Origin of the sequence: Kitasatospora sp. NPDC088160 (assembly GCF_044741445.1) — a bacterium.
Classification (GTDB): domain Bacteria; phylum Actinomycetota; class Actinomycetes; order Streptomycetales; family Streptomycetaceae; genus Kitasatospora.
In genome coordinates, this window is sequence record NZ_JBIUSS010000033.1 from 26558 (window position 1) to 46072 (window position 19515).

A 19515-nucleotide genomic window follows, 5' to 3' on the forward strand; every position below is an offset into this window, starting at 1 on the left:
TCGGCGGTGGGGGCGGTCGGACCGGCCGTGCCGACGACCCGGGCGCTCCCGTCAGCGCCGACGGACGGCCAGCGGCAGGAGCGCCCCCGCCGTGGCCGCCACCGCGACGGTGGTCAGGGCCATCGGCAGCCCCGCCGCGTCGGCGAGGAAGCCGATCACCACCGGGCCGATCAGCATGCCGCCGTACCCGAGCGTCGAGGCGAACGCGACGCCCTGCGGGCCGCCCGCCGCACCGGCCCGGGCGATCGCGAGGGGGAAGAGGTTGGCGAGGCCGAGGCCGGCCAGGACCAACCCGCAGACGGCCAGCGGCACCACCGGGGCGAGGGCGGCGACCAGCATGCCGGCCGCCGCGGTCAGGCCGCCGAGCAGCATCAGCCGGGTCTGGCCGAGCCGGATGGACAGCCAGGTGCCGCCGACCCGTCCGCTGGTCATGGCGAAGGCGTACGCGGCGTACCCGGCGGCGGCCGTCCCGGGGCTGGCGTGGACGTCGTCGGTGAGGTGGAGGGTGGTCCAGTCGGCGATCGCGCCCTCGCCGTACGCGGTGCACAGCGCGGTGAGGCCGAGCAGCAGGACGAGCAGCCGCAGGTGCGGGGCGGTGCGGCCGGCCGTGGTGCGGGTGCCGTGGTCGCTCGTGGTGTCGCCGGTGGTGCCGCCGTCGCCCGTGCGGCCTGGCGCGACCAGCGGCGCGGCCGGGCTGCGCAGCAGGACGACGCCCGCGGCGGCGGTGACGGCGAGGCCGAGCAGACCGCCGAGCGCGAGCGCCCAGGTGGTGCTCAGCGCACCTGCGAGGAGCCCGCCGAGGCCCGCGCCGAGCAGACCGCCGAGGCTGTACCCGGCGTGGAAGCTCGGCATGACGGGCCGTCGCAGTTGCGCCACCAGGTCGACGGCGGCGCTGTTCATCGCGACGTTGGCGCCGCCGTACCCGGCGCCGAAGAGCAGCAGCACGCCGCCGAGCGCGGCGACCGAGTGGGCGTGTGCGGGCAGCGGGACGGCGAGGCTGAGCAGGGCGAGCGAGCCGACGGTCACCGGGCGCGAGCCGTACCGCAGGCACAGCCGCCCGACGAGCGGCATGGTGAGGACGGCGCCGATCGACAGGCAGAGCAGGGCCAGCCCGAGGGCGCTGTGCGAGGCGTTGACCTGGCTGCGGATGTCCGGGATGCGGACCACCCAGGCGGCGAAGAGGAAGCCGTCGACGGCGAAGAACGCGGTGAGCGCGAGCCGTGCCGAGCCCCAGGGGCTGTCCGTTCCGGGGGGTGTGCTGCGAGACTGGGGGGAGGTCTGGTCGGGTCGAGGACGCGGGCGGATTTTGTTTCGAAGCGGCACAAAGTCACAATAGGGGCGTGCAGCTCTCACCTTCAAGTCCGCGACCAGGTTCCGGAACCGACCTCGAAGCGCAGCGCGACGCCCACCGCCGCGCGGCCCCCGATCGCGGTCGGACGCTGCTCGGCCCCGCGCTCTCGCTCATCCACACCGGACAGACGCCCACCCGCTCGGCGCTCACCCGCGCACTGGACGTCACCCGGGCCACCGCCGGGGCCGTCACGGCCGAACTGGAGGCGCTCGGGCTGATCACCGTGGACTCGCGCCCGGCCGGCGGCGGACGCGGACGCCCCTCGCACCGGCTCGCGATCGACCCGCAAGGCCCGGTCGTGGTCGCCGGGCAGATCCACGCCGACGGGCTGAGCGTCACCCTGGCCGGCCTCGGCGGGCTGCTCGACCCGCCCGTCCACCTGCCGCTGCCCGCCGCCACCGACCCGGTCCGGATGCTGCGCGCCGTCGCCGAGGCGGGCGCCGAACTCGCCCGCGCGACCAGCCGGCGCTGCCTCGCCGCCGCGCTCGCCCTGCCCAACCCGGTCACCGAACCCGACGGCGCCGCGCTCGCCGCCCTGCACTTCGCCTGGCCCAGCGGCACCCCGGTCGCCGACCTGTACGACGTCGAGGTGGGTCGTGCCGACCACGGCCCCGGCGCCCGTCGGCCGCTGCCCACCGCCCTCGCCAACGACGCCAACCTCGCCGCGCTCGCCGAGTACCGGCACGGTGCCGGGCGCGGCGCCCGGCACCTGCTCCTCGTCACCTCCGGCCATCGCGGCGTCGGCGGCGCGCTGGTGATCGACGGCCACCTGCACACCGGCAGCGCCGGGCTGGCCCTGGAGGTCGGCCACCTCACCGTCGACCCGCAGGGCCGGCTCTGCCCGTGCGGCAACCGGGGCTGCCTGAACTCCGAGACCGACCCCGACGCCCTGTTCGCCGCCGCCGGGCTCACCCCCGAACCGGGGCGCCCGCTGCTCGACCAGGCGCGCGAGCTGTGCCGGGCGGCCGCCACCGACGAACGCGCGCGGGCCGCCGTGGAACACGTCATCGACCGGCTCGGGCTCGGACTCGCGGGCGTCGCCAACATCCTCAACCCGGACCGGGTGGTCCTCAGCGGGCTCCACCTCGACCTGCTGGAGGCCGCGCCCGAGCGGCTGCGCGCGGTGGTCGCCGAGCGCAGCCTGTGGGGGCGCAGCGGACGGGTGCCGATCGTCGGAGCGGAGCTGGCGCACGGTGCACTCGCGGGTGCGGCGGAGCTGGGCTGGGGGCCGTACCTGGCGGACCCGCAGTCGGTGACGGCGGGCTGATTCCGGGGCCGGGCGTCGGGCTGGGGGCGACAGGTCGGACCAGGGCGATAAGCGGAAGCTGGGACTGCGAAAACGGTCACTTATCGTGACTCTCCTACACTCGTAGTGAGCAGTGGGGGGTCGTAACGAGGGAGAGTGGCCATGAGCACCCAACCCGGCGGGACCCAGTCCGGCGGAGCGGGCGGCATCGAGCCGACCGCGGGCGTCGAGCCGACCGTCGGCGTCGAGCCGATTGCGGGCGTCGAGCCGACCGTCGACGTCGACCGGACCGACCCGCAGTACCGCGCCTGGCTCAAGGAGGCGGTGCGCAAGGTCCAGGCCGACGCCAACCGCTCCGCCGACACCCACCTGCTGCGCTTCCCGCTGCCGGGTGAGTGGGGGATCGACCTCTACCTCAAGGACGAGTCCACCCACCCGACCGGCTCGCTCAAGCACCGCCTGGCCCGCTCGCTCTTCCTCCACGGGCTCTGCAACGGCTGGATCCGCCCCGGCAAGCCGGTGATCGAGGCCTCCAGCGGCTCCACCGCCGTCTCGGAGGCGTACTTCGCGCAGCTCGTCGGGGTGCCGTTCATCGCGGTCATGGCCAAGAGCACCAGCCAGGCCAAGATCGACCTGATCGAGTTCCACGGCGGCGAGTGCCACCTGGTCGACCGCTCGGACGAGGTGTACGAGGCCTCCGCCCGGCTCGCCGAGAGCACCGGCGGGCACTACATGGACCAGTTCACCTACGCCGAGCGGGCCACCGACTGGCGCGGCAACAACAACATCGCCGAGTCGGTCTTCGCCCAGCTGCGCCTGGAGCCGCACCCCGAGCCGGCCTGGATCGTCGCCACCGCCGGGACGGGCGGCACCTCGGCGACCATCGCCCGGTACGTGCACTACATGCAGTACGACACCCGGATCTGCGTCGCCGACCCGGAGAACTCCTGTTTCTTCGACGGCTGGGTGCACCACGACCCGGACGCCGTCTGCGAGCGGGGCTCGCGGATCGAGGGCATCGGACGGCCCCGGATGGAGCCGAGCTTCGTCCCGGGGGCGATCGACCGGATGATGAAGGTGCCGGACGCCGCCTCCGTCGCCGCCGTGCGGGTGCTGGAGCAGGTGCTCGGGAAGAAGGCGGGAGCGTCCACCGGGACGGGGCTGTGGAGCGCGCTGAAGATCGTCGCCGAGATGCGGGCGGCGGGGCGGCGGGGCAGCGTGGTCGGTCTGATCTGCGACCCGGGCGACCGCTACCTGGACAAGTACTACTCGGACGACTGGCTGGCCGGCGAGCGGATCGACATCGCGCCGTACCGGGCCGTGTTGGAGTCCTTCCTCGCCGGTGGCGCCTGGACGGGCTGACGCCGAGGTCGTCGCCCGCCCGCCCGGCGCCGAGGTCGTCGCCCGCCCGACGCCACGGCGCCGAGTCGCCGGCGTCAGGGCAGCGGTGCGCCCGGCAGGTCGGCCGGGACGAGGAGTTGGAGCTCCTCCGTCGACGGGTCCGCGAGGTGGGCGACCCGCATCGCGTGCCGCTCGACCATGGTCTCGAAGACCTGCCGTGCGGTGCGCCCGTTGCCGAAGTTGGGGCCGCGCTCCAGCCGGGCGAAGTGGTCCAGCAGCACGCCCTCGGTCGCCTCCGCGAGCGCGTACTCGTGCTCGGCGCACTGGGCCCGGGCGATCTCCAGCAGCTCGTCCGCCGTGTAGTCGGGAAAGGTGATGGTGCGTGAGAAGCGGGACGAGACACCGGGGTTGGCGGAGAGGAAGCGCTTCATCTCCAGGGTGTAGCCGGCCACGATGACGACCACTTCGTCCCGGTGGTCCTCCATCAGCTTGACCAGGGTGTCGATGGCCTCCCGCCCGAAGTCGCGCGCGCCGTCCTCGGGGGCGAGCGCGTACGCCTCGTCGATGAAGAGCACCCCGCCGCGCGCGCTGTCGAAGGCCGCGGCGGTGCGGATCGCGGTGGAGCCGACGTGCTCGCCGACCAGGTCGACCCGGGCCACCTCGACCAGGTGTCCGCGCTGGAGCACCCCGAGCGAGGCGAGGATCTCGCCGTAGAGCCGGGCGACGGTGGTCTTGCCGGTGCCGGGGGCGCCGGTGAACACCAGGTGCCGGCGCAGCGAGGGCGCCTTGAGCCCGGCCTGGCGGCGGCGCTTGCCGACGGAGATCAGGTCGATGAGCGTGCGCACCTCCTGCTTGACGGTGGCCAGCCCGACCAGTGCGTCCAGTTCGGCGAGCGCCTCGTCGGCGGGCCGGCAGTCCGGGATCGGGGCGATCGCCGAGGTGGCGGCAGCCGCAGCGGACGTCGCGACGGCGGTGCCGGCCACCCCGCCCACACCGGCCCTCCCGGCCAACGGGGCGGTGGCAGAGGCCAGTTGGGCGGTCCGCGGGCCCGGTACCTCGGCCGCGCCGGCCGCCGGTCCGACGTCGTCCGAGGTGCAGCCCTCGGCGACCGGCCCGGGCTCGGAGAACTCGAAGCCGGCCCGCTCGTTCTGTTCGGCCCGGCAGCGGGTCAGCTGGGTGCGGCAGCCGTCGATGATGTGGAAGCCGAAGCCCTTGCCGTGCGAGACCCGGCAGTCCTCGAAGGTGCCCCGCCCCTGCGCCGAGACGTACACGCCGGCGTCGGTGCTGGCCCGGACGGTGCAGTCGCGCAGCACCGGGTCGGCGCCCTTGGTGACGATCACCCCGGTGGCCACGTCGGAGATCTCGCAGCCGGTGAGCAGGCCGCCGCTGCCGTGGTCGCGGAACCACAGGCCGGTGCCGGCCTCCTGGACCCGGCAGCCGGTGAGGGTCACCGCCGCGCCGCCGCTGACCGAGACCGCCGAGCTGCGGATCCGGCTGAAGGAGCAGTCCGCGGCGATCGCGGCGGAGTCCCGGTCGAGGACGAACAGCGCGTCCGGCAGGTCGTACAGCGAGCAGTCGGTGAGGGTGAGCCGGGCACCGTCGCTGACCCACAGCGCCGGGTACTCGCCGGTGGAGCCGTGGATCTGGCAGGACTCGGCGACGGCCTCGGTGCCCTGGTCCCAGACCGAGAGCGCCCCGCGCCCGAAGTCCCGGACGGTGCTGTGGTCGAGGCTGAGCCGGGAGCGGCCGCGCAGGTCGGCGCCGTTCTCCGGCAGGTCGTGCACCCGGCAGCCGGTGAGGACGAGTTCGGCCTCGCCGTCCAGGGTCAGCCCGTTGCTGGTGACCCGGTGGATCTCGCAGTCGACGAGCCGCCCGCGGGCCTGCGACTCGGCCTGGACGCCGCTGCCGCGGATCTCGTAGATCTCGCAGCCGGTCAGTTCGGCGGCGCTGCCAGGGTCGGAGAGCAGGACGCCGGCGCCGGCGGCGTGGTGGATCCGGCAGCGGTCGAGGGCGGCGGTGGCGCCGCCGAGGACGGCGAGTCCGGCCTGCCCGGCGGCGGCGACCTCGCAGTCCTCCAGGGCGGCGGCGGTGCCGGGGCCGCGCAGGCGCAGCCCGAGTCCGGCCGGGTTGGCCACGACGCAGCCGCGCAGGGTGGGCCGGGCGCCGTCGGTGATCTCGATGCCGGTGGCGGAGCGGGTCTCGATCCGGCAGCCGCTGAGCGCGGGCGCGGTCTGCGGCCCGGTGATCAGGACGGCCGGGGTGGAGCTGTCGCCGCCTTCGACGACGAGGTCGCGGACGGTGGCGTCGGCGGTGACGGTCAGCGCCACTCCGGACGGCGGGTCGATCCGGACGGTGCCCGGGCCCTGGGCCGGGACGATCGTCACGGGCTTGTCCAGCAGCACGTTCTCCCGGAACGTCCCCGGCCGGACGGTCACGGTGTCGCCCGGTTCGGCGGCCGCGAGGGCCTCCGCGAGGGTGTCGTACTCGCCTGCGCGGCGGCGCCAGCGGGATGCGCTGTCCTGGGTGACCCGGACCCTGTGCTCTGCCATGACGGTCTGTCGTCCCCACCTTCGTCGAGCCGGCGTTCAACGGGCCGTACGCGCGGGCCGCCCGCCCACCGTAGCGCGCCTCCACGGGTGGTCCGGTCGGCCGCGGTCGCGCGGGCACCGGGGGCTCGCGCCTTCGCCACAGGTTCCGACCACATGTTCAACGAGCGCGCACACCCGTGGTTCCGAGCCGGGGTCGCGCCGCGGGGGCGGCCGGGGGAGCCGGTGAACCGGCGCGCCGCCGGTTCACCCCCGCGCGTCGGCGGGCCACTGCGCCCCGTCCTCCAGCACCTCGACCCGGTCGCCGACGCGCAGCGTGCCGAGCACGTCGCCGGTGGTGCCGGCCGGCCGTTCCGGGATCAGGTTCTGCCCGAACGCGGCCTTCTTCAGCAGCCGGTGGTGCCGGGCCAGGGTGCGCAGCGGTTCGGGGCCGCGCCGCTCGCCGCTCTCCTGGTCGGTGGTGGTGATGACGCAGCGGCCGCAGGGCTTGACCACCTTGAAGGTGAGGTCGCCGATCCGGATCCGGCGCCAGCCGTCCTCGGCCCACGGCTCGGCGCCGCCCACCACGGCGTTGGGGCGGAAGCGCTCCATCGGCAGCGGCTCGTGGCCGTCGGGGTGCTCGGCGGCGATCAGCTCGTTGAGCCGCTCCAGCGAGGCGGTGGTGGTGAGCAGCAGGGGGAAGCCGTCGGCCATCGAGACGGTGGTGCCGGGCTCGGCGTAGTCGGGGTCGGCCGGCCGGGCGTGCGGGTCGTCCAGGTGGACCAGGCGGTAGTCGCCGAGGTGTTCGACGATCCACCGGTGCACCTCCTTGGCGGCCTCGGCGGCGCGGAAGCGGGTGCCCCAGACCTCGACCTCGGCGAGCGGGTCGCCGGCCGCGACGGCGGGCGCGGGGACCTCGATCCGGGAGCCGCCGGGGGCGGTGAGGGAGAGCGCGCCGTCGGGCAGCAGGTCGGGCCTGATCTGGCCGAGGGCGGCGTTCTCGCGCTGGCTGACGAAGCGTCCGGTGGCGTCGGCGAGCATCCAGCGGCGGTCTCCGGCCAGGCCCCAGGGTTCGACGGCGGCGGTGTCCGGGCTCAGGCGGTACATGGACTTGACGGGGTAGACGTGGAGTCCGGTGAGCTGCATCCCCCCATCCTGCCAGCCGGTTCCCGGCGGTCCGCAGGAGCCCCGTACGCGCACGGACTGCCCGGGACGCCGTGGGGGGCGTTCCGGGCAGTCCGTGGATGACCCGTTTCTCCGTACGCCCGGCGCGGGGAGCGCGCCGGGTGGTGCTCAGGTGGTGCGGGTGCGGGCCGGGTGGGGTCCGGCCCTGGAGGTCAGTGGCTCAGTAGCCCTGGCCCTGCTGCTGGTAACCGCCCTGCTGGCCCCCCGCGTTGTAGGCGTTGTTGCCGGGCTCGCCGTACGGGCCCGGGCGCTGCGGCTGCATCGGGCGGACCGGCGCCATGGCCGGGCGCAGCTGGGCGCCGCCGAAGCCCTGGTCGCCGCCCTGGCCCTGGAAGCCGGGGCCGGCCGGGCCGGGGCCGCCGAAGCTCTGCGGACCGGCCTGCGGCTGGCCGCCCGGCTGCCCGGGGCCGAACGCGCCCGGACCGCCGATCGGCTGCGCGCCGAAGGACTGCTGGCCGCCCTGGCCGCCGATGAAGGTGTTCTGGCCGCCGAAGCTCTGGCCGCCGGTCGGCTGGTAGCCGCCGCTGGCGGTCTGCGCGAAGGCCGGTGCGGCGGGCTGCGGCCGCTGGTACTGCTGGGGGGCGCCGTAGCCGGGGACGGGCGGCTGGGGCGCGGAGGCGTACGCCGGCGCTGGCTGCGCGGGGATGTACGCCGTGGCGGGACCGGCGGAGGGGCCGCTGCTCGGGCCGGGGCCCAGGGCGAGGCGGGCGGGCGGCAGCGCGGGGAGGTTGCTGCCGGCGCTCTCGTACCCGTTGCCGTACCGGTTCTCGTAGGACGGGCCGGCGCTGGCCCCGTAACCGGACGACATGGCCGGCGGCAGGGCCGCCGGCACGTTGATGGGTGCGATCTGGGGGACGCCGCGCTCAGCCACGAGGCTGTCGTAGATCGGCGTGCCGGAGGAGAAGGACGGAGAGGGGTAGCCGACTCCGTCGTAGGAGCGGGGCGAGGTCATGGGGCATACGGTAAGCCCACAACGCGCCTGCTGAGGAGAGCGGGAGGGGGAGCAGTTCGACTGTTTACACAGTCTTCGCTCGCACAAAGGTTTCGAAAGTAGGAAGAACGGACATACCGGCGTTCAGTTCCGGACAACCTTGGCGTGCCGTCAGTGATCGAACAGTACCCGGACGGCGGCGCGGCGAACCCTTGCGGTGACCGGGCGGTGGACGGTTCGGGGCCCGCCGGAGAAACTTTTGCGGACAGGGCGTGCGCCGGCGCATTCGAGCCCCCGCCGACGGTCCGACGAGGGCTCGTGAATGTTTCGGGAATAAAGTCCCCGTCAGCGGCCTCGGGCCCGTGGTCAGCTCGCCTGCAACGCCTGCGCCTGCGCCGGGAGACCCGGCCGGCCCGAGACCTCCGAGGTGCAGAAGGAGCAGCGGGTCGCCGCGGCCGGAATCGGGCTCAGGCACTCCGGGCAGTCGACCTTCACGACCGGCGCCGGCTTGGCCGACTCGAAGCGCGCCTGCAGCTTGCCGACCGGCAGCACCACGGCGAAGTAGATCACCGCGGCGACCAGCACGAACCCGATCAGCGCGTTGACGAAGACCCCGTACGGGAACCGGGCGCCGGCCACCTCGAAGGTCTTCTGGGTGAAGTCGCCGACGGCGCCGGTGGCGACCCCGATGAGCGGGGTGAGGAAGGCGGTGACGAACCCGGTGACCACGGCGGTGAAGGCCGCGCCGATCACGATGCCGACTGCGAGGTCCACCACGTTGCCGCGCAGCAGGAAGCTGCGGAATCCCTTGAACACCGGGTGACTCCAAATCCGTACGGGGAAGGGGGAGATGAGGCAGCGTGACGGGCGCCCCGGCCGGACATCCTGCCGACCGGGCCGGGCCGAGGTCCAACCGCGTTCACCCGATCCGCGTAACGGGCCGCAGGACTCGCCGGCCGGTTCCGGGCGGAGCCCGGGCGCTCCGCGTACGGGTCGATCCGGCCGCCGCCGGGCCGGAGGGGTCAGAGCGGCCGCACCCGCAGCGCGCGCTCGTAGAACTCGACCATGTGCGCGGACACCTGGGACAGCGTGAACGAGGCCAGGAACCGCGCCCGCGCGGCCTTCGCCCGCACCCGCGCCGCCGCCCGGTCGTCCAGCGTGTCGACGACCGCCGCCGCCAGTTCGGCCGGCCGCTCCGGTGCCACCAGCCGGGCGTAGTCCTCCGAGCCGACCGTCTCGCGCAACGCCGGCACGTCCGCGCAGACCAGCGGCACCCCGACGCCCATCGCCTCGATCGCCGTGCCGCCCTGGCCCGCCCAGCGGGACGGCACGGCGAGCACGTCGGCAGCGGCCATCAGATCGGCCACGTCCTCGCGCGGCCCGAGCAGGCGGACGCTCCCGGCGGACTCGGCGAGCGCCCGCAGCCGTGCGCTCTCCGGGCCCGCCGCGCCGGCGAGCAGCAGGACGGCCCCCGGCTGCGCGCGCCGGACCGCCGGCCAGGCCGCCAACAGCACGTCCAGGCCCTTCCGGTGGTGCTGGCCGGCGGCGGCCAGCACCACCGGCACGTCCTGCGCCAGCTCCAGGGCACCGCGCACGGCGGCCCGCCGCTCCGGGGTGGCCGTGCCCAGCAGCTCCGGGTCGAGCCCGCGCGGCACCACGTCGATCCGCCGCCGGGGGATGCGCAGCCGCCGCGCCATCGTGCCGGCCACGTGCCGGGTGAGCGCGTGGAAGCGGCGGGCGCCCTGGGCGGTGGCCGCGTCCAGGGCCTGCGCGGTGCGCATCCGCCAGGGGCTCGCCCCGTGCGCCGCCGACTGCTCCGGTCCGTACGCCGGGTCGAGCAGGCTGGAAACCACCGGGGTGCGGGCGGCCAGGGCGGCGGCCCGGCCGAGCACGTCCGAGGCGTGGCGGGCGGTGTGGACGAGATCGGGCCGGCGTTCGCGGATCAGCCGGCGCAGCGCGGCGGCGGTGGCGGCCCCGGTCGGTCGGCCGACGCCGAACACGGCGGCGCCCGCCGCGGTCAGCTCCGGCTGCCAGCCGCCGGGGGAGTCGTAGAGGTAGGCGACGTCCAACGTGACGCCGGCGCGCACCAGTTGGGGAGCCATCGAGACCAGGGCGCGCTCCGCCCCGCCGGCCCGGTTCACACTGTCGACCACCAGAAGCACCTGCACCGGCCACCCCCGCCCGCTGCGGGCGCGTCCGTTCTCCCGTGCCGGACGCCCCCTGACTGGTGATCAGCATCGCAGGTGGCCGTCAGGCCCGCCAGCCGTACGGCGGCCGGGGTCGGACGCCGGGGTGCGGCGAGGCGAGGCGGGGCAGGGCGAGAGGGGGCGGAACAGGGCGCACGACGGGAGCAACCGGCGCACGGCCGCAGTCGAGCAGCGCACATCAGGTGTATTCACGCGGGCGCACGGGCCACCACCAGGTTGCGCGAAGGGGCTGTACGGCGCGGGGCGCTGTGCCAAGGTCGGTCCATGCCCGACCATACGTCGGCCGACCCGGCCGGAACCCGTCCCCGCGTCCTGCACCTGATCAGTGATCCACGCCGCGGCGGCGCCCAGAACTTCGCCCGTGACCTCCACCGGGAACTGCGCCGCCGGGGCCAGGCCTCCGCGCTGTGCGCCCTCGCCCCGCACCCGGCCGCCGGGCCCGCCCTCCCCGGGCCCCGCGCCGCGGACCGCACCGGAGTTCGCGCCGGCGCCGGTTCGGGCGCCCGCCCCGACGGGCTCGACCGGCAGCCCGACCCGCACCCCGGCGCCTGCGCCGACGAGGAGGACTTACGCGCCGCCGTCCTCGGCTCCGGCCGCCTGCGCCCCGGCACCCTGCGGGCGCTGCGCGCGGCCGCCCGCGGCGCCGACGTGGTCCTCGCCCACGGCTCCGACACCCTGGCGGCCTGCGCCCTCGCCCTGGCCGGCACCCGCACCCCCTTCGTCTACGTCTCCGTCGGCCACCCCCGCTACTGGACGGCGAACCGGCTGCGCCGGGTGCGCGGCGGCGCGCTGATGCACCGCGCGGCAGCCGTCACCACGCTCACCGACGAGGCCCGCGCCGTCCTGGAGGGGCAGTTCCGGCTGCCCGACGGCAAGGTCCACGTGATCTCCAACTCCCGGGCCGCCGAGAGCTATCCGCCCGCCGACGGCCGGGCCGACCGGCGCGCCGCCCGGCACGCGCTCGGCCTGCCCGCCGACGTCCTGCTGGTCGCCTGGATCGGCGCGATCTCCCCGGAGAAGCGGCTCGACCTCGCCCTCGACGTCCTGGACCGGCTGCCGGACGTCCGGCTGGCCATCGCCGGGGACGGCCCGCTGCGCGAGACGCTGGCCCGCCACCCGGCCGCCGCCCGCGCTCACTTCCTCGGCGCCCTGCCCGACCCGGCGCCGCTCTACCGGGCCGCCGACGCGCTGCTGCTCACCAGCGACAGCGAGGGCGTGCCCGGCGCGCTGATCGAGGCCGCGCTGGCCGGCGTGCCCGCCGTCGCCACCGACGTCGGGTGGGTGCGCGAGGTGGTCCGGGACGGTGCCACCGGCGCGCTCGTCGCCCCCGGGGACCCGCTCGCCCTCGCCGAGGCGCTGGCCAAGGTGCTGGCGTGCAACCGTGCGGGCCTCGGCGCGGCCGCCCGGGCGCACGCGTTGGAGCACTTCGAGCTCGGCGCCGTGGTGGACGCCTGGCAGGGGCTGGTCGCCGAGGTGTGGGCGGGGGGTGGCCCGGGGGTGCGCACCGGTCCGTGACAGACCCGCGGTGGCGGGCCGGGCCGGGCGTCGAGTCGCGCGCCGGGCCGGGCGCCGGGCTGGGCCGATCGGGCGAATCCGGGCCAGCGCGCCCGGCCGAACTCGACGGTAACGAACCGCCGCCAGCACACTGCCCGGTGTGAACTCGAAGTCGCTGCTGCGGTCCACCGTCCTGTTCGCCATCGCCGCCGGGATCGCCGTGTCCCCCCTCCAGGCAGGCGCGGTGAGTCACCAACCCCCCTCCGAGGGATCCCAGTTCGTCAAGCTCGACCATCCGCAGCCGGTGCGCGAGAGCGTCCGCACGGAGGCGGCCGAGTTCTTCTGGTACGACTGCGTCCACTCCCAGCAGCTCGAACAGCCCTTGCAGGCCTGGGCCGAGAAGCACCGTGCGGACGTCGCCCTGCGGCGCGTCCCGGCGATCTGGCCGGGCAGCCCGGACGAGGGCGCCCAGCGCGGCCATGCGCGCCTGTACTACACGCTGGAGCGCCTGGGCCTGGTCGAGCGTCTGCAGAGCAGCGTCTTCCGCTCGGTGCACACCGACCAGACCGACCTCACCACCGAGGCCACCGCCACCGACTGGGCGGTGCGCCACGGCGTGGACGCGCAGCTCTTCCGCCGGACGTACCGCTCCGACGAGGTGGCGCGGTCGGTCGACGAGGCCGCCGTCGAGTTCGTCCGCTACGGCGTCAACGAGCTGCCGACGGTGGTCGTCCAGGGCGAGTACCGGACTTCGCCGAGCAAGGCCGGCGGCGTCGAGGCGATGCCCGAGGTGCTGGACTACCTGGTCCAGCAGGAGCAGTTGCGCGGGCACTGAGCCCGCCGCGGGCCGGGACCGAACAGCCCTCCGGCGGCCCGCCCCGCCGGGCGGTCAGTCCCGGCGCAGCAGGTACGTCACGAAGCCGAGCGTCCCCCGGTAGCCGTGCAGCCACTCCCGCCGGTGCCGGTCCGCGGCCTCCCGGGCGGCCGCCGCGTCGGGGTCGTCCGGGTGCTCCAGCGCCCACTCGGCCAGCGTGCCCGTCCACGCGAACTCGTAGTCGTCCCACTCCTGCCGGCTGCTCACGTACCCGGACACCGGTGTCCAGCCGTCCGCCAGCACCCGGTCCGTGGTGGTCGCCAGGTCCGCGTAGTCGTCCCGGGCCGCGCCCAGCCCGTCCAGGGCCGCCCGGGACGGCTCCCGCTCCCAGAAGCCCTCGCCGACCAGCACCCGCCCGCCCGGGGCCAGGTGCTCGCGGGCCGCCGCCAGCGTCGGCAGCAGCCCGCCGAAGGCGTGGGTGGCACCCACGCACAGCACCAGGTCGAAGGGCTCGACCGAGCTGAACTGCCGTGCGTCCACGTGGTGCAGGCCGATCCGGCGCACCACGCCGAGCGCGGTCGCCGCCTCCCTGGCCCGGGTCAGCGCCGCCGCGTCCAGATCCACCCCCACCGCCCGCCAGCGCGGACGCGCCGCCAGCGCCCGGACCAGCCACGCCCCCTCGCCGCAGCCGAGGTCCAGCGCCCGGCCGTCCGCCGCTCCGGCGGTCGCGCGCTCCAGCAGCAGGGCCACCGACTCGTCCGTCAGCGGCGCCGCGATCGGGTGGTGGGCATGGGCGAGACGGGAGATCCTCTGACGGTCCATCCGAGCAGTATGGAGCCGACCGGACTGCCGCGCCCGCGAATTCGGGCCCCGGCACGCTCAGGCCCGTGAGTACGTCCGGCCCTTCCACGCCGCGCCCCGGCCCCGCCAGTGCTGCACCGCCGAGTCCACCGTCATCAGCAGGTACAGCCCCGCCGTGAAGGGCAGCAGCAGCACGGCCGGCGCCGGCTGCCGGTAGTACCGCACCATCGGCAGGTAGGTGCCCGCCATCAGCGCCCAGGCCGCCCCGCCCGCCACCGCCACCGCCGGCGCCCCCGCGACCAGCCCGGCCGCCACGGCCACCGGCGGCACCAGGTACACCAGCCCCAGCCCCAGCACCGTCCCGAGCAGCAGCAGCGGCGAATGCCGCAACTGGGCGTAGGCGCTGCGCGACACCATCCGCCACAACTGCTCCAGCCGCGGGTACGGCCGGACGCTGTCCACCGCCCCGGCCAGCCCCAGCCAGGTCCGCCCGCCCGAGGACTTCACCGCCCGCGCCAGCGACACGTCGTCGATCACCGCGCCCCGGATCGCGGCCACCCCGCCGGCCCGCTCCAGCGCCTCCCGCCGCACCAGCGAGCAGCCGCCCGCCGCGGCCGCCGTCCGTCCACCGGGCCGGTTGCTCCGGCGGAACGGGTACAGCTGCGCGAAGAAGTAGACGAAGGCCGGCACGATCAGCCGCTCCCAGCCGGTCTCCACCCGCAGCCGGGCCATCTGCGACACCAGGTCCAGCCCGTTGCTCTCCGCCGCGGCCACCAGCTCCGCCAGCGAGTCCGGCCCGTGCGCGATGTCCGCGTCCGTCAGCAGCAGGTACTCGACGTCCGGACCGGCCAGCTCCACCCCGTGCCGCAGGGCCCACAACTTGCCCGTCCACCCCGGGGGCAGCGGGGGAGGAGTCGTGACGGTCAGCTCCAGCCCGTCCATCGTCCGCAGCTCCGCCGCCACCGCGCCCGTGCCGTCCGAACTGTGGTCGTCCACCAGGATCACCCGCGCCCGCCCCGGGTACTTCTGCGCCAGCAGCGTCGGCAGGCTCACCGGCAGCACCTGCGCCTCGTCCCGGGCCGGCACCACCACCACCGCCCGCGGCCAGCGCACCGGCGGACGGCGCGGCGGAAGCCGCACGTCGGTGCGCCAGAACAGCCCGTGGCAGCACGCCAACCAGAGCCAGACCAGCAGGGAGAACGCGGCGATCCACAACAGGACGGTCACTCCCGCAGTTTGCCGCAGAACCGGCCGGATCGGGCGGATCGACTAAAGTCTTGCCCCGTGAAGATCGCACTGATGGACTCCGGAATCGGCCTGCTGGCCGCCGCCGCCGCCCTTCGGAAGCTGCGCCCGGACGTCGATCTGGTGCTCTCCTCCGACCCGGCCTCGATGCCCTGGGGGCCGCGCACGCCCGAGGAGGTCACCGACCTCGCCCGAGGCTGCTCGCTCGCCGCCGCGGAGCTCGAACCGGACGCGCTGGTCATCGCCTGCAACACCGCCTCCGTGCACGCGCTCGCCACCCTCCGGGCCGAACTCGAACCCGGGCTGCCCGTCGTCGGCACCGTCCCGGCGATCAAGCCCGCCGCCGCCCTCGGCGGCTCCGTCGCCATCTGGGCCACCCCGGCCACCACCGGCAGCGCCTACCAGCGCGGCCTGATCCGCGACTTCGGCGGCACCGCGGACGTGACCGAGGTCACCTGCCCCGGCCTCGCCGACGCCATCGAACACGGCGACGACGCCGGCATCACCGACGCCATCGCCGACGCCGCCGCCCGCACCCCCGCCGGCACCGCGGCGATCGTCCTCGGCTGCACGCACTACGAACTGGTCGACGACCGCATCCGTGCCGCCGTCGCCCCCACCGCCTCCCCGGTGCTCACCCTGCACGGCTCCGCCGAAGCCGTCGCCGCCCAGGCCCTGCGCCGCGTCACCGACCCCACCCGTACCGGCGCCGGCACCATCACCGTGCTCCACGCCGGCGCCCCCGCCGCCCTCCCCCCGGCCGCACTCCTCTACCCCCAGGGGCGCACCCTCGCCGCCCTGATGCGCAGCACGCTGCCGGCGTGACCGCCACCCTCACCGCCGACGGGCCAAGTTTCGCCCGCCGGCAGTCCGCCCTTCAGCCCGAGCGGAAGGCCGCCGCAGCTGATCCCCATCCGGGGCAGCCGCGGGCAGGTTCTCTGTCATGAGTTGAGGGGCAAATCTTTGCCCTCCAACTTCCGGGGGTTGGTCGAGGAGCCCCGTGGTGGCCGGCTGCCCCTGGATCGCCGCCCCGGCTGCGGCGGCTGATGCGGGAGGTCGGCCTGACCGACGTTCTGTGCCCGTGGGGCAAGAGTTTGCCCCACGGGCGGGTGGTTGGCCGCTGAGGCGGGGCCAAATTTCGCCCCCCAGGCGTACCGTGCCGATCGCCGGCGGGGCTCATTTTTGCCCCCGAATGTCTTTGAGTGCCCCTGCGTTCCCCTTGCGTGCCCCGGCCGGTCAGGCGACGGCTTGGCGGCGCCAGCGGCGGTAGGCGGGTTCGAGGCCGGAGAGGATGGTGTCGAAGCGGCGGGTGCTGGTGGTGGAGTCGACCTGGAGGCGGCTGATCTGGAGCGGGTGGGAGGGGATGCGGGGGCCGAGCCGGTGGTCGGAGAGGAAGCCGAGGCGGTAGCCGAGTTCCTGGAGGACGGTTTCGGCACGCGGGTCGTGCCCGCCGTCCGGGTAGGCGAAGGCGGTGGGGGGTTCGCCGAGCCAGCGGGTGAGGGCTTCGTGGGCGCCGGTGATCTCGGCGCGGACGGTGGCGTCGTCGCAGCGGCCGAGGCAGGGGTGCCCCTGGGTGTGGTTGCCGATGGCGACGCCGCCGTCGCGCAGGGCGAGCAGGTCGGCGGGGGTGAGCTGCTCCTGGCGGGGTGGGCGGCGGTCGGCGCTGACCCGGAGCTCGTGCAGGCTGCGCCGCCGGTCGGGGTCGGGCATGGCCTTGAGCCGGGGGAGCAACTGGGAGGGGTGCCCGCAGTCGAGCGAGCGGGCACGGCCGCCGTGCCGGGCGAGGAAGTCGGCCTCGTGCCACCAGAAGGGGCGTTCGGTGCCGATGAGCTCGGAGATGACGAAGGCGGTGGCGGGGATGCCGCGGGCGTCGAGGGCGGGCAGGGCGTGGGTGAGGACGCTGCGGTCGGCGTCGTCGAAGGTGACCAGGACGCTGCGGGGCGGCAGTGGCCGCTGTTCGGTGACGGCTTGGAGGACGGCGGTGAGCGAGACCGGGGTGGCGAGTCTTCGGAGCCGGTCGAGCTGGGCGCCGAAGGACCGGTGGTCGGTGACGCCGTGGTAGGCGAGGACGGCGAGGCGTTGTGCGGCGCGGGCGCGGAACAGGGGTTGGACGGGGGCGAACCGCAGCCATTCGCCCCGCGCGTCTGCCCGGCCCCGGTCGGCGGTCGGGTGGCGGCGGGTGGCCGTCGGCAGCGGGCGCACGAACGGGACGGGCCTGGTGGGGGCCATGGAGATCGACGTGGTGGACTGGGACTGCGGCACGGTTCCCCCTCGGTCGCCGAGCGGCGTGGCGGTACCGCCGGAGGACGGAGCCCGGCCTCCGACCCCAGGAGGAGGCGGCTCCGCCTCCTGGGTATTCCGGTCCGCGGTGGGGGCTCGCACCCTTCCCGCGAACGGCTCCTGGATCGCTCAATGCCATTGAGACCGCTGCACCGAGTGGATGGTTGTACCGGGGGGACGAGGATTTTTCGTGGACTGATGTGAACTGATGTGGACTGATTGTGGAGCCGGAATGCACGATCGGGGCCGGGCCGCGGGGGGCTCGGGCGAGGTCGGCGGGCCGGTCGCACCGGGTGGTCGAACGTTCACTCCCCGCGGGCTGCCTCCGGCGTTCGCCGGGGGTACCTTGGGCTCATGGCAGATGCGGACCGTGATCCCTTCCACCTGCACGGCGCGACCAGGATGGCCCGTGCGTGGAGTGGTGGTGCCCTGGTCACCCACCAGCTTCCGCTGGCGATGGTGGGTTTGGCCTGCCTCGCGCTGGGCATTGTGGTGGCGGTGATCGTTCCGGACAGTGACGGTCCGGCCTGGGCGATGGCGGTGGCGGGCTGTCTGGCCGCGGGAGTGCTGCTGCTCGGCCGGATCGCGTTCGGGCTGCTGCGGTACCGCCGCCGCGCCGTGCTCTGACCGCCTCGGCGGCCGGCCGGCCTTCGGTGAACGGCTGTACTTCGATTGCCCTCGGCATTCCAGGTGGCAGGTCGAGCAGCAGATCGAGCAATATTGGTCAGATCGACCGAATTTCGGCCTGTCGGACAATCCTCTGCCCACTTCTTTCACCATTCCCGGGCGACGGCTCCGAGGCGCCCCTACTGTGAATGCGTTCTTGCGGCTCGACGGTGCCGTGGAGGGGAAGAGATGGGCGGCAGCGCCACGTCCGATCCGGGCGGAGATCCGGGCGGAGGACCCGGCGGGAAGCCGGACGGCGCACCGCGCACCACCGTGCCCGCCGGATGAGGCGCGGCGGGGACCTCGCCCTCGCCGCCCTGGCGGGGATCGTCGCGCTCCCGTTGGCCCTGGTGATCGCCGCCCTGCTGCGCTGCACGGCGCGCGGCCCGGTGCTCCTGCGGCTGTCCCGGGCCGGACGGCACGGCCGGGAGTTCCAGGTCCTCCGCTTCCGGACCAGCCGGGGAGGGCGGTTCGGCGCCCTGCTCCGCCGGACCGGCCTGGACGAGTTGCCCCGGCTGTGGAACGTCGCCCGCGGCGAGATGGGGGTGATCGGCCCCCGGCCAGTCCGCCCCGACCAGGCGGTCCGCTACTCCCGCCGCGAGCGCGGCCGGCTCGACGTCCGGCCCGGACTGACCGGCTGGGCCCAACTCCAGGCCCGCCACCCGCTCGCCCGGCCGGACTGGGCCGAACTCGACCTCTGGTACGTGGAGCACCGCTCGCTCCGGCTCGACCTGCGGATCCTCGGGCTGACCGTGCTGGCCCTGCTGCGCCCGGAGGGCGGTCTCGCGCGATGAGCCTGCGCGCCGCGGGCCGCCCGTCGGTGGCGTCGGCCCGGGGCCCCGCCGGACAGGGCCTAGGCTGCGGCGCATGGCCATTCCCCCGTTCCTCGCCGATCTCCGAGCCCTGGTGGGCACCCGTCCGCTCTGGCTGACCGCCGTCGTCGCCGTCGTCCTGGACGACCGCGGCCGGGTGCTGCTGGCCCGACGGGCCGACGACGGGAGGTGGGCGCCGGTCGGCGGCATCCTCGACCCCGGTGAGCAGCCCGCCGACGGCGTGGTGCGCGAGTGCCTGGAGGAGAGCGGGGTGGTGGCGGTGCCCGAACTGCTCGCCTCGGTCACCGTCTCGCCGCAGGTCACCTACCCGAACGGCGACGTGACGCAGTACCTGGTGCTGACCTTCCGGTGCCGGGCGGTCGGCGGCGAGGCGAGGGTGAACGACGACGAGTCGCTGGAGGTCGGCTGGTACCCGCTGGACGGGCTGCCGCCGATGATCGAGGTCGAGCACGAGCGGCTGCGCCACGCGCTGGAGTGCGAGGGGTCGACGGTCTTCGTGTGGGAGGGCAAGGAGCGCCCCTGACCGGTGCACGGCGGACGGCCCGCATCCCCGCCTCCCCACCCCGGGTGGGCCGGGAGCCCGGACCCTTCGCCGA

General features: G+C 75.3%; 17 protein-coding genes. 8 read left to right on the forward strand and 9 right to left on the reverse strand.

All coding sequences use genetic code 11. The features are described 5' to 3' along the window. Positions 1-51 precede the first annotated feature (51 nt). Positions 52-1323, reverse strand: coding sequence for an MFS transporter (locus ACIOGZ_RS36995; RefSeq protein WP_400989169.1), 1272 nt, complete (start codon positions 1321-1323; stop codon positions 52-54). A 17-nt stretch (positions 1324-1340) separates the two neighbouring features. On the opposite strand from ACIOGZ_RS36995, the gene ACIOGZ_RS37000 reads away from it, so the two are divergent. Then, positions 1341-2618 carry an ROK family protein gene (locus tag ACIOGZ_RS37000; RefSeq protein WP_371521142.1) on the forward strand — a complete coding sequence of 426 codons (1278 nt, stop codon included), beginning with the start codon at positions 1341-1343 and terminating at the stop codon, positions 2616-2618. Between the two features lie 141 nt (positions 2619-2759). Continuing rightward, positions 2760-3959 carry a PLP-dependent cysteine synthase family protein gene (locus ACIOGZ_RS37005; protein WP_400989171.1) on the forward strand — a complete coding sequence of 400 codons (1200 nt, stop codon included), beginning with the start codon at positions 2760-2762 and terminating at the stop codon, positions 3957-3959. Between the two features lie 74 nt (positions 3960-4033). Here ACIOGZ_RS37005 and ACIOGZ_RS37010 read toward each other — a convergent pair whose 3' ends face one another. The 5 genes from ACIOGZ_RS37010 to ACIOGZ_RS37030 all read right to left on the reverse strand — a co-directional run bounded on the left by ACIOGZ_RS37010 (position 4034) and on the right by ACIOGZ_RS37030 (position 10732). Then, a complete protein-coding gene (locus ACIOGZ_RS37010) occupies positions 4034-6487 on the reverse strand; it encodes a right-handed parallel beta-helix repeat-containing protein (RefSeq protein WP_400989173.1) in 2454 nt (817 codons plus the stop codon). Between the two features lie 243 nt (positions 6488-6730). After that, on the reverse strand, positions 6731-7609 hold the full coding sequence (locus tag ACIOGZ_RS37015) for an MOSC N-terminal beta barrel domain-containing protein (protein ID WP_363586879.1): 879 nt from the start codon (positions 7607-7609) through the stop codon (positions 6731-6733). 199 nt (positions 7610-7808) lie between these two features. Continuing rightward, on the reverse strand, positions 7809-8600 hold the full coding sequence (locus tag ACIOGZ_RS37020; protein WP_400335348.1) for a DUF6643 family protein: 792 nt from the start codon (positions 8598-8600) through the stop codon (positions 7809-7811). 345 nt (positions 8601-8945) lie between these two features. After that, positions 8946-9395, reverse strand: a complete 450-nt coding sequence (gene mscL, locus ACIOGZ_RS37025) for a large conductance mechanosensitive channel protein MscL (protein ID WP_363586878.1) — start codon at positions 9393-9395, stop codon at positions 8946-8948. A gap of 206 nt (positions 9396-9601) precedes the next feature. Next, positions 9602-10732: a glycosyltransferase family 4 protein gene (locus ACIOGZ_RS37030; RefSeq protein ID WP_363586877.1), complete on the reverse strand. Its 1131-nt coding sequence runs from the start codon at positions 10730-10732 to the stop codon at positions 9602-9604. A 318-nt stretch (positions 10733-11050) separates the two neighbouring features. Between ACIOGZ_RS37030 and ACIOGZ_RS37035 the strand changes: the two genes are divergently transcribed. Next, positions 11051-12301, forward strand: coding sequence for a glycosyltransferase family 4 protein (locus tag ACIOGZ_RS37035; protein ID WP_400989176.1), 1251 nt, complete (start codon positions 11051-11053; stop codon positions 12299-12301). A 139-nt stretch (positions 12302-12440) separates the two neighbouring features. After that, entirely contained in the window at positions 12441-13115 is a 675-nt protein-coding gene (locus ACIOGZ_RS37040; protein ID WP_363586875.1) for a thiol:disulfide interchange protein DsbA/DsbL, read from the forward strand. A gap of 54 nt (positions 13116-13169) precedes the next feature. On the opposite strand, the gene ACIOGZ_RS37045 is transcribed toward ACIOGZ_RS37040, so the two are convergent. Continuing rightward, positions 13170-13916 (reverse strand): SAM-dependent methyltransferase, encoded by a 747-nt coding sequence (locus tag ACIOGZ_RS37045; RefSeq protein ID WP_400811656.1) that lies wholly within the window; start codon positions 13914-13916, stop codon positions 13170-13172. 57 nt (positions 13917-13973) lie between these two features. After that, on the reverse strand, positions 13974-15122 hold the full coding sequence (locus ACIOGZ_RS37050) for a glycosyltransferase (protein ID WP_400811653.1): 1149 nt from the start codon (positions 15120-15122) through the stop codon (positions 13974-13976). A 57-nt stretch (positions 15123-15179) separates the two neighbouring features. Here ACIOGZ_RS37050 and ACIOGZ_RS37055 point away from each other — a divergent pair, with 57 nt between their 5' ends. Beyond that, on the forward strand, positions 15180-15965 hold the full coding sequence (locus tag ACIOGZ_RS37055) for a glutamate racemase (protein WP_400989177.1): 786 nt from the start codon (positions 15180-15182) through the stop codon (positions 15963-15965). Positions 15966-16376: 411 nt separating this feature from the next. Here the strand turns inward: ACIOGZ_RS37055 and ACIOGZ_RS37060 are convergent, their stop codons facing one another. After that, positions 16377-17402: a polysaccharide deacetylase family protein gene (locus ACIOGZ_RS37060; protein WP_363624803.1), complete on the reverse strand. Its 1026-nt coding sequence runs from the start codon at positions 17400-17402 to the stop codon at positions 16377-16379. A 372-nt stretch (positions 17403-17774) separates the two neighbouring features. Between ACIOGZ_RS37060 and ACIOGZ_RS37065 the strand changes: the two genes are divergently transcribed. The 3 genes from ACIOGZ_RS37065 to ACIOGZ_RS37075 all read left to right on the forward strand — a co-directional run bounded on the left by ACIOGZ_RS37065 (position 17775) and on the right by ACIOGZ_RS37075 (position 19442). After that, complete coding sequence (locus tag ACIOGZ_RS37065) at positions 17775-18047, forward strand: hypothetical protein (protein ID WP_400989179.1); 273 nt, start codon at positions 17775-17777, stop codon at positions 18045-18047. Positions 18048-18370: 323 nt separating this feature from the next. Next, positions 18371-18880: a sugar transferase gene (locus ACIOGZ_RS37070; protein WP_400811645.1), complete on the forward strand. Its 510-nt coding sequence runs from the start codon at positions 18371-18373 to the stop codon at positions 18878-18880. 73 nt (positions 18881-18953) lie between these two features. Next, the gene (locus ACIOGZ_RS37075) at positions 18954-19442 is read left to right on the forward strand and encodes an NUDIX domain-containing protein (RefSeq protein WP_363586869.1); all 489 of its coding nucleotides are present in this window, start codon (positions 18954-18956) and stop codon (positions 19440-19442) included. Positions 19443-19515: the final 73 nt, after the last annotated feature.

Coding starts and splice junctions, on each gene's coding strand:
- ACIOGZ_RS37005 (WP_400989171.1), top strand. CDS start 2,760: ATGAGCACCCAACCCGGCGGGACCCAGTCCGGCGGAGCGGGCGGCATC.
- ACIOGZ_RS37010 (WP_400989173.1), bottom strand. CDS start 6,487: ATGGCAGAGCACAGGGTCCGGGTCACCCAGGACAGCGCATCCCGCTGG.
- ACIOGZ_RS37015 (WP_363586879.1), bottom strand. CDS start 7,609: ATGCAGCTCACCGGACTCCACGTCTACCCCGTCAAGTCCATGTACCGC.
- ACIOGZ_RS37020 (WP_400335348.1), bottom strand. CDS start 8,600: ATGACCTCGCCCCGCTCCTACGACGGAGTCGGCTACCCCTCTCCGTCC.
- ACIOGZ_RS37035 (WP_400989176.1), top strand. CDS start 11,051: ATGCCCGACCATACGTCGGCCGACCCGGCCGGAACCCGTCCCCGCGTC.
- ACIOGZ_RS37045 (WP_400811656.1), bottom strand. CDS start 13,916: ATGGACCGTCAGAGGATCTCCCGTCTCGCCCATGCCCACCACCCGATC.
- ACIOGZ_RS37065 (WP_400989179.1), top strand. CDS start 17,775: ATGGCAGATGCGGACCGTGATCCCTTCCACCTGCACGGCGCGACCAGG.
- ACIOGZ_RS37070 (WP_400811645.1), top strand. CDS start 18,371: ATGAGGCGCGGCGGGGACCTCGCCCTCGCCGCCCTGGCGGGGATCGTC.
- ACIOGZ_RS37075 (WP_363586869.1), top strand. CDS start 18,954: ATGGCCATTCCCCCGTTCCTCGCCGATCTCCGAGCCCTGGTGGGCACC.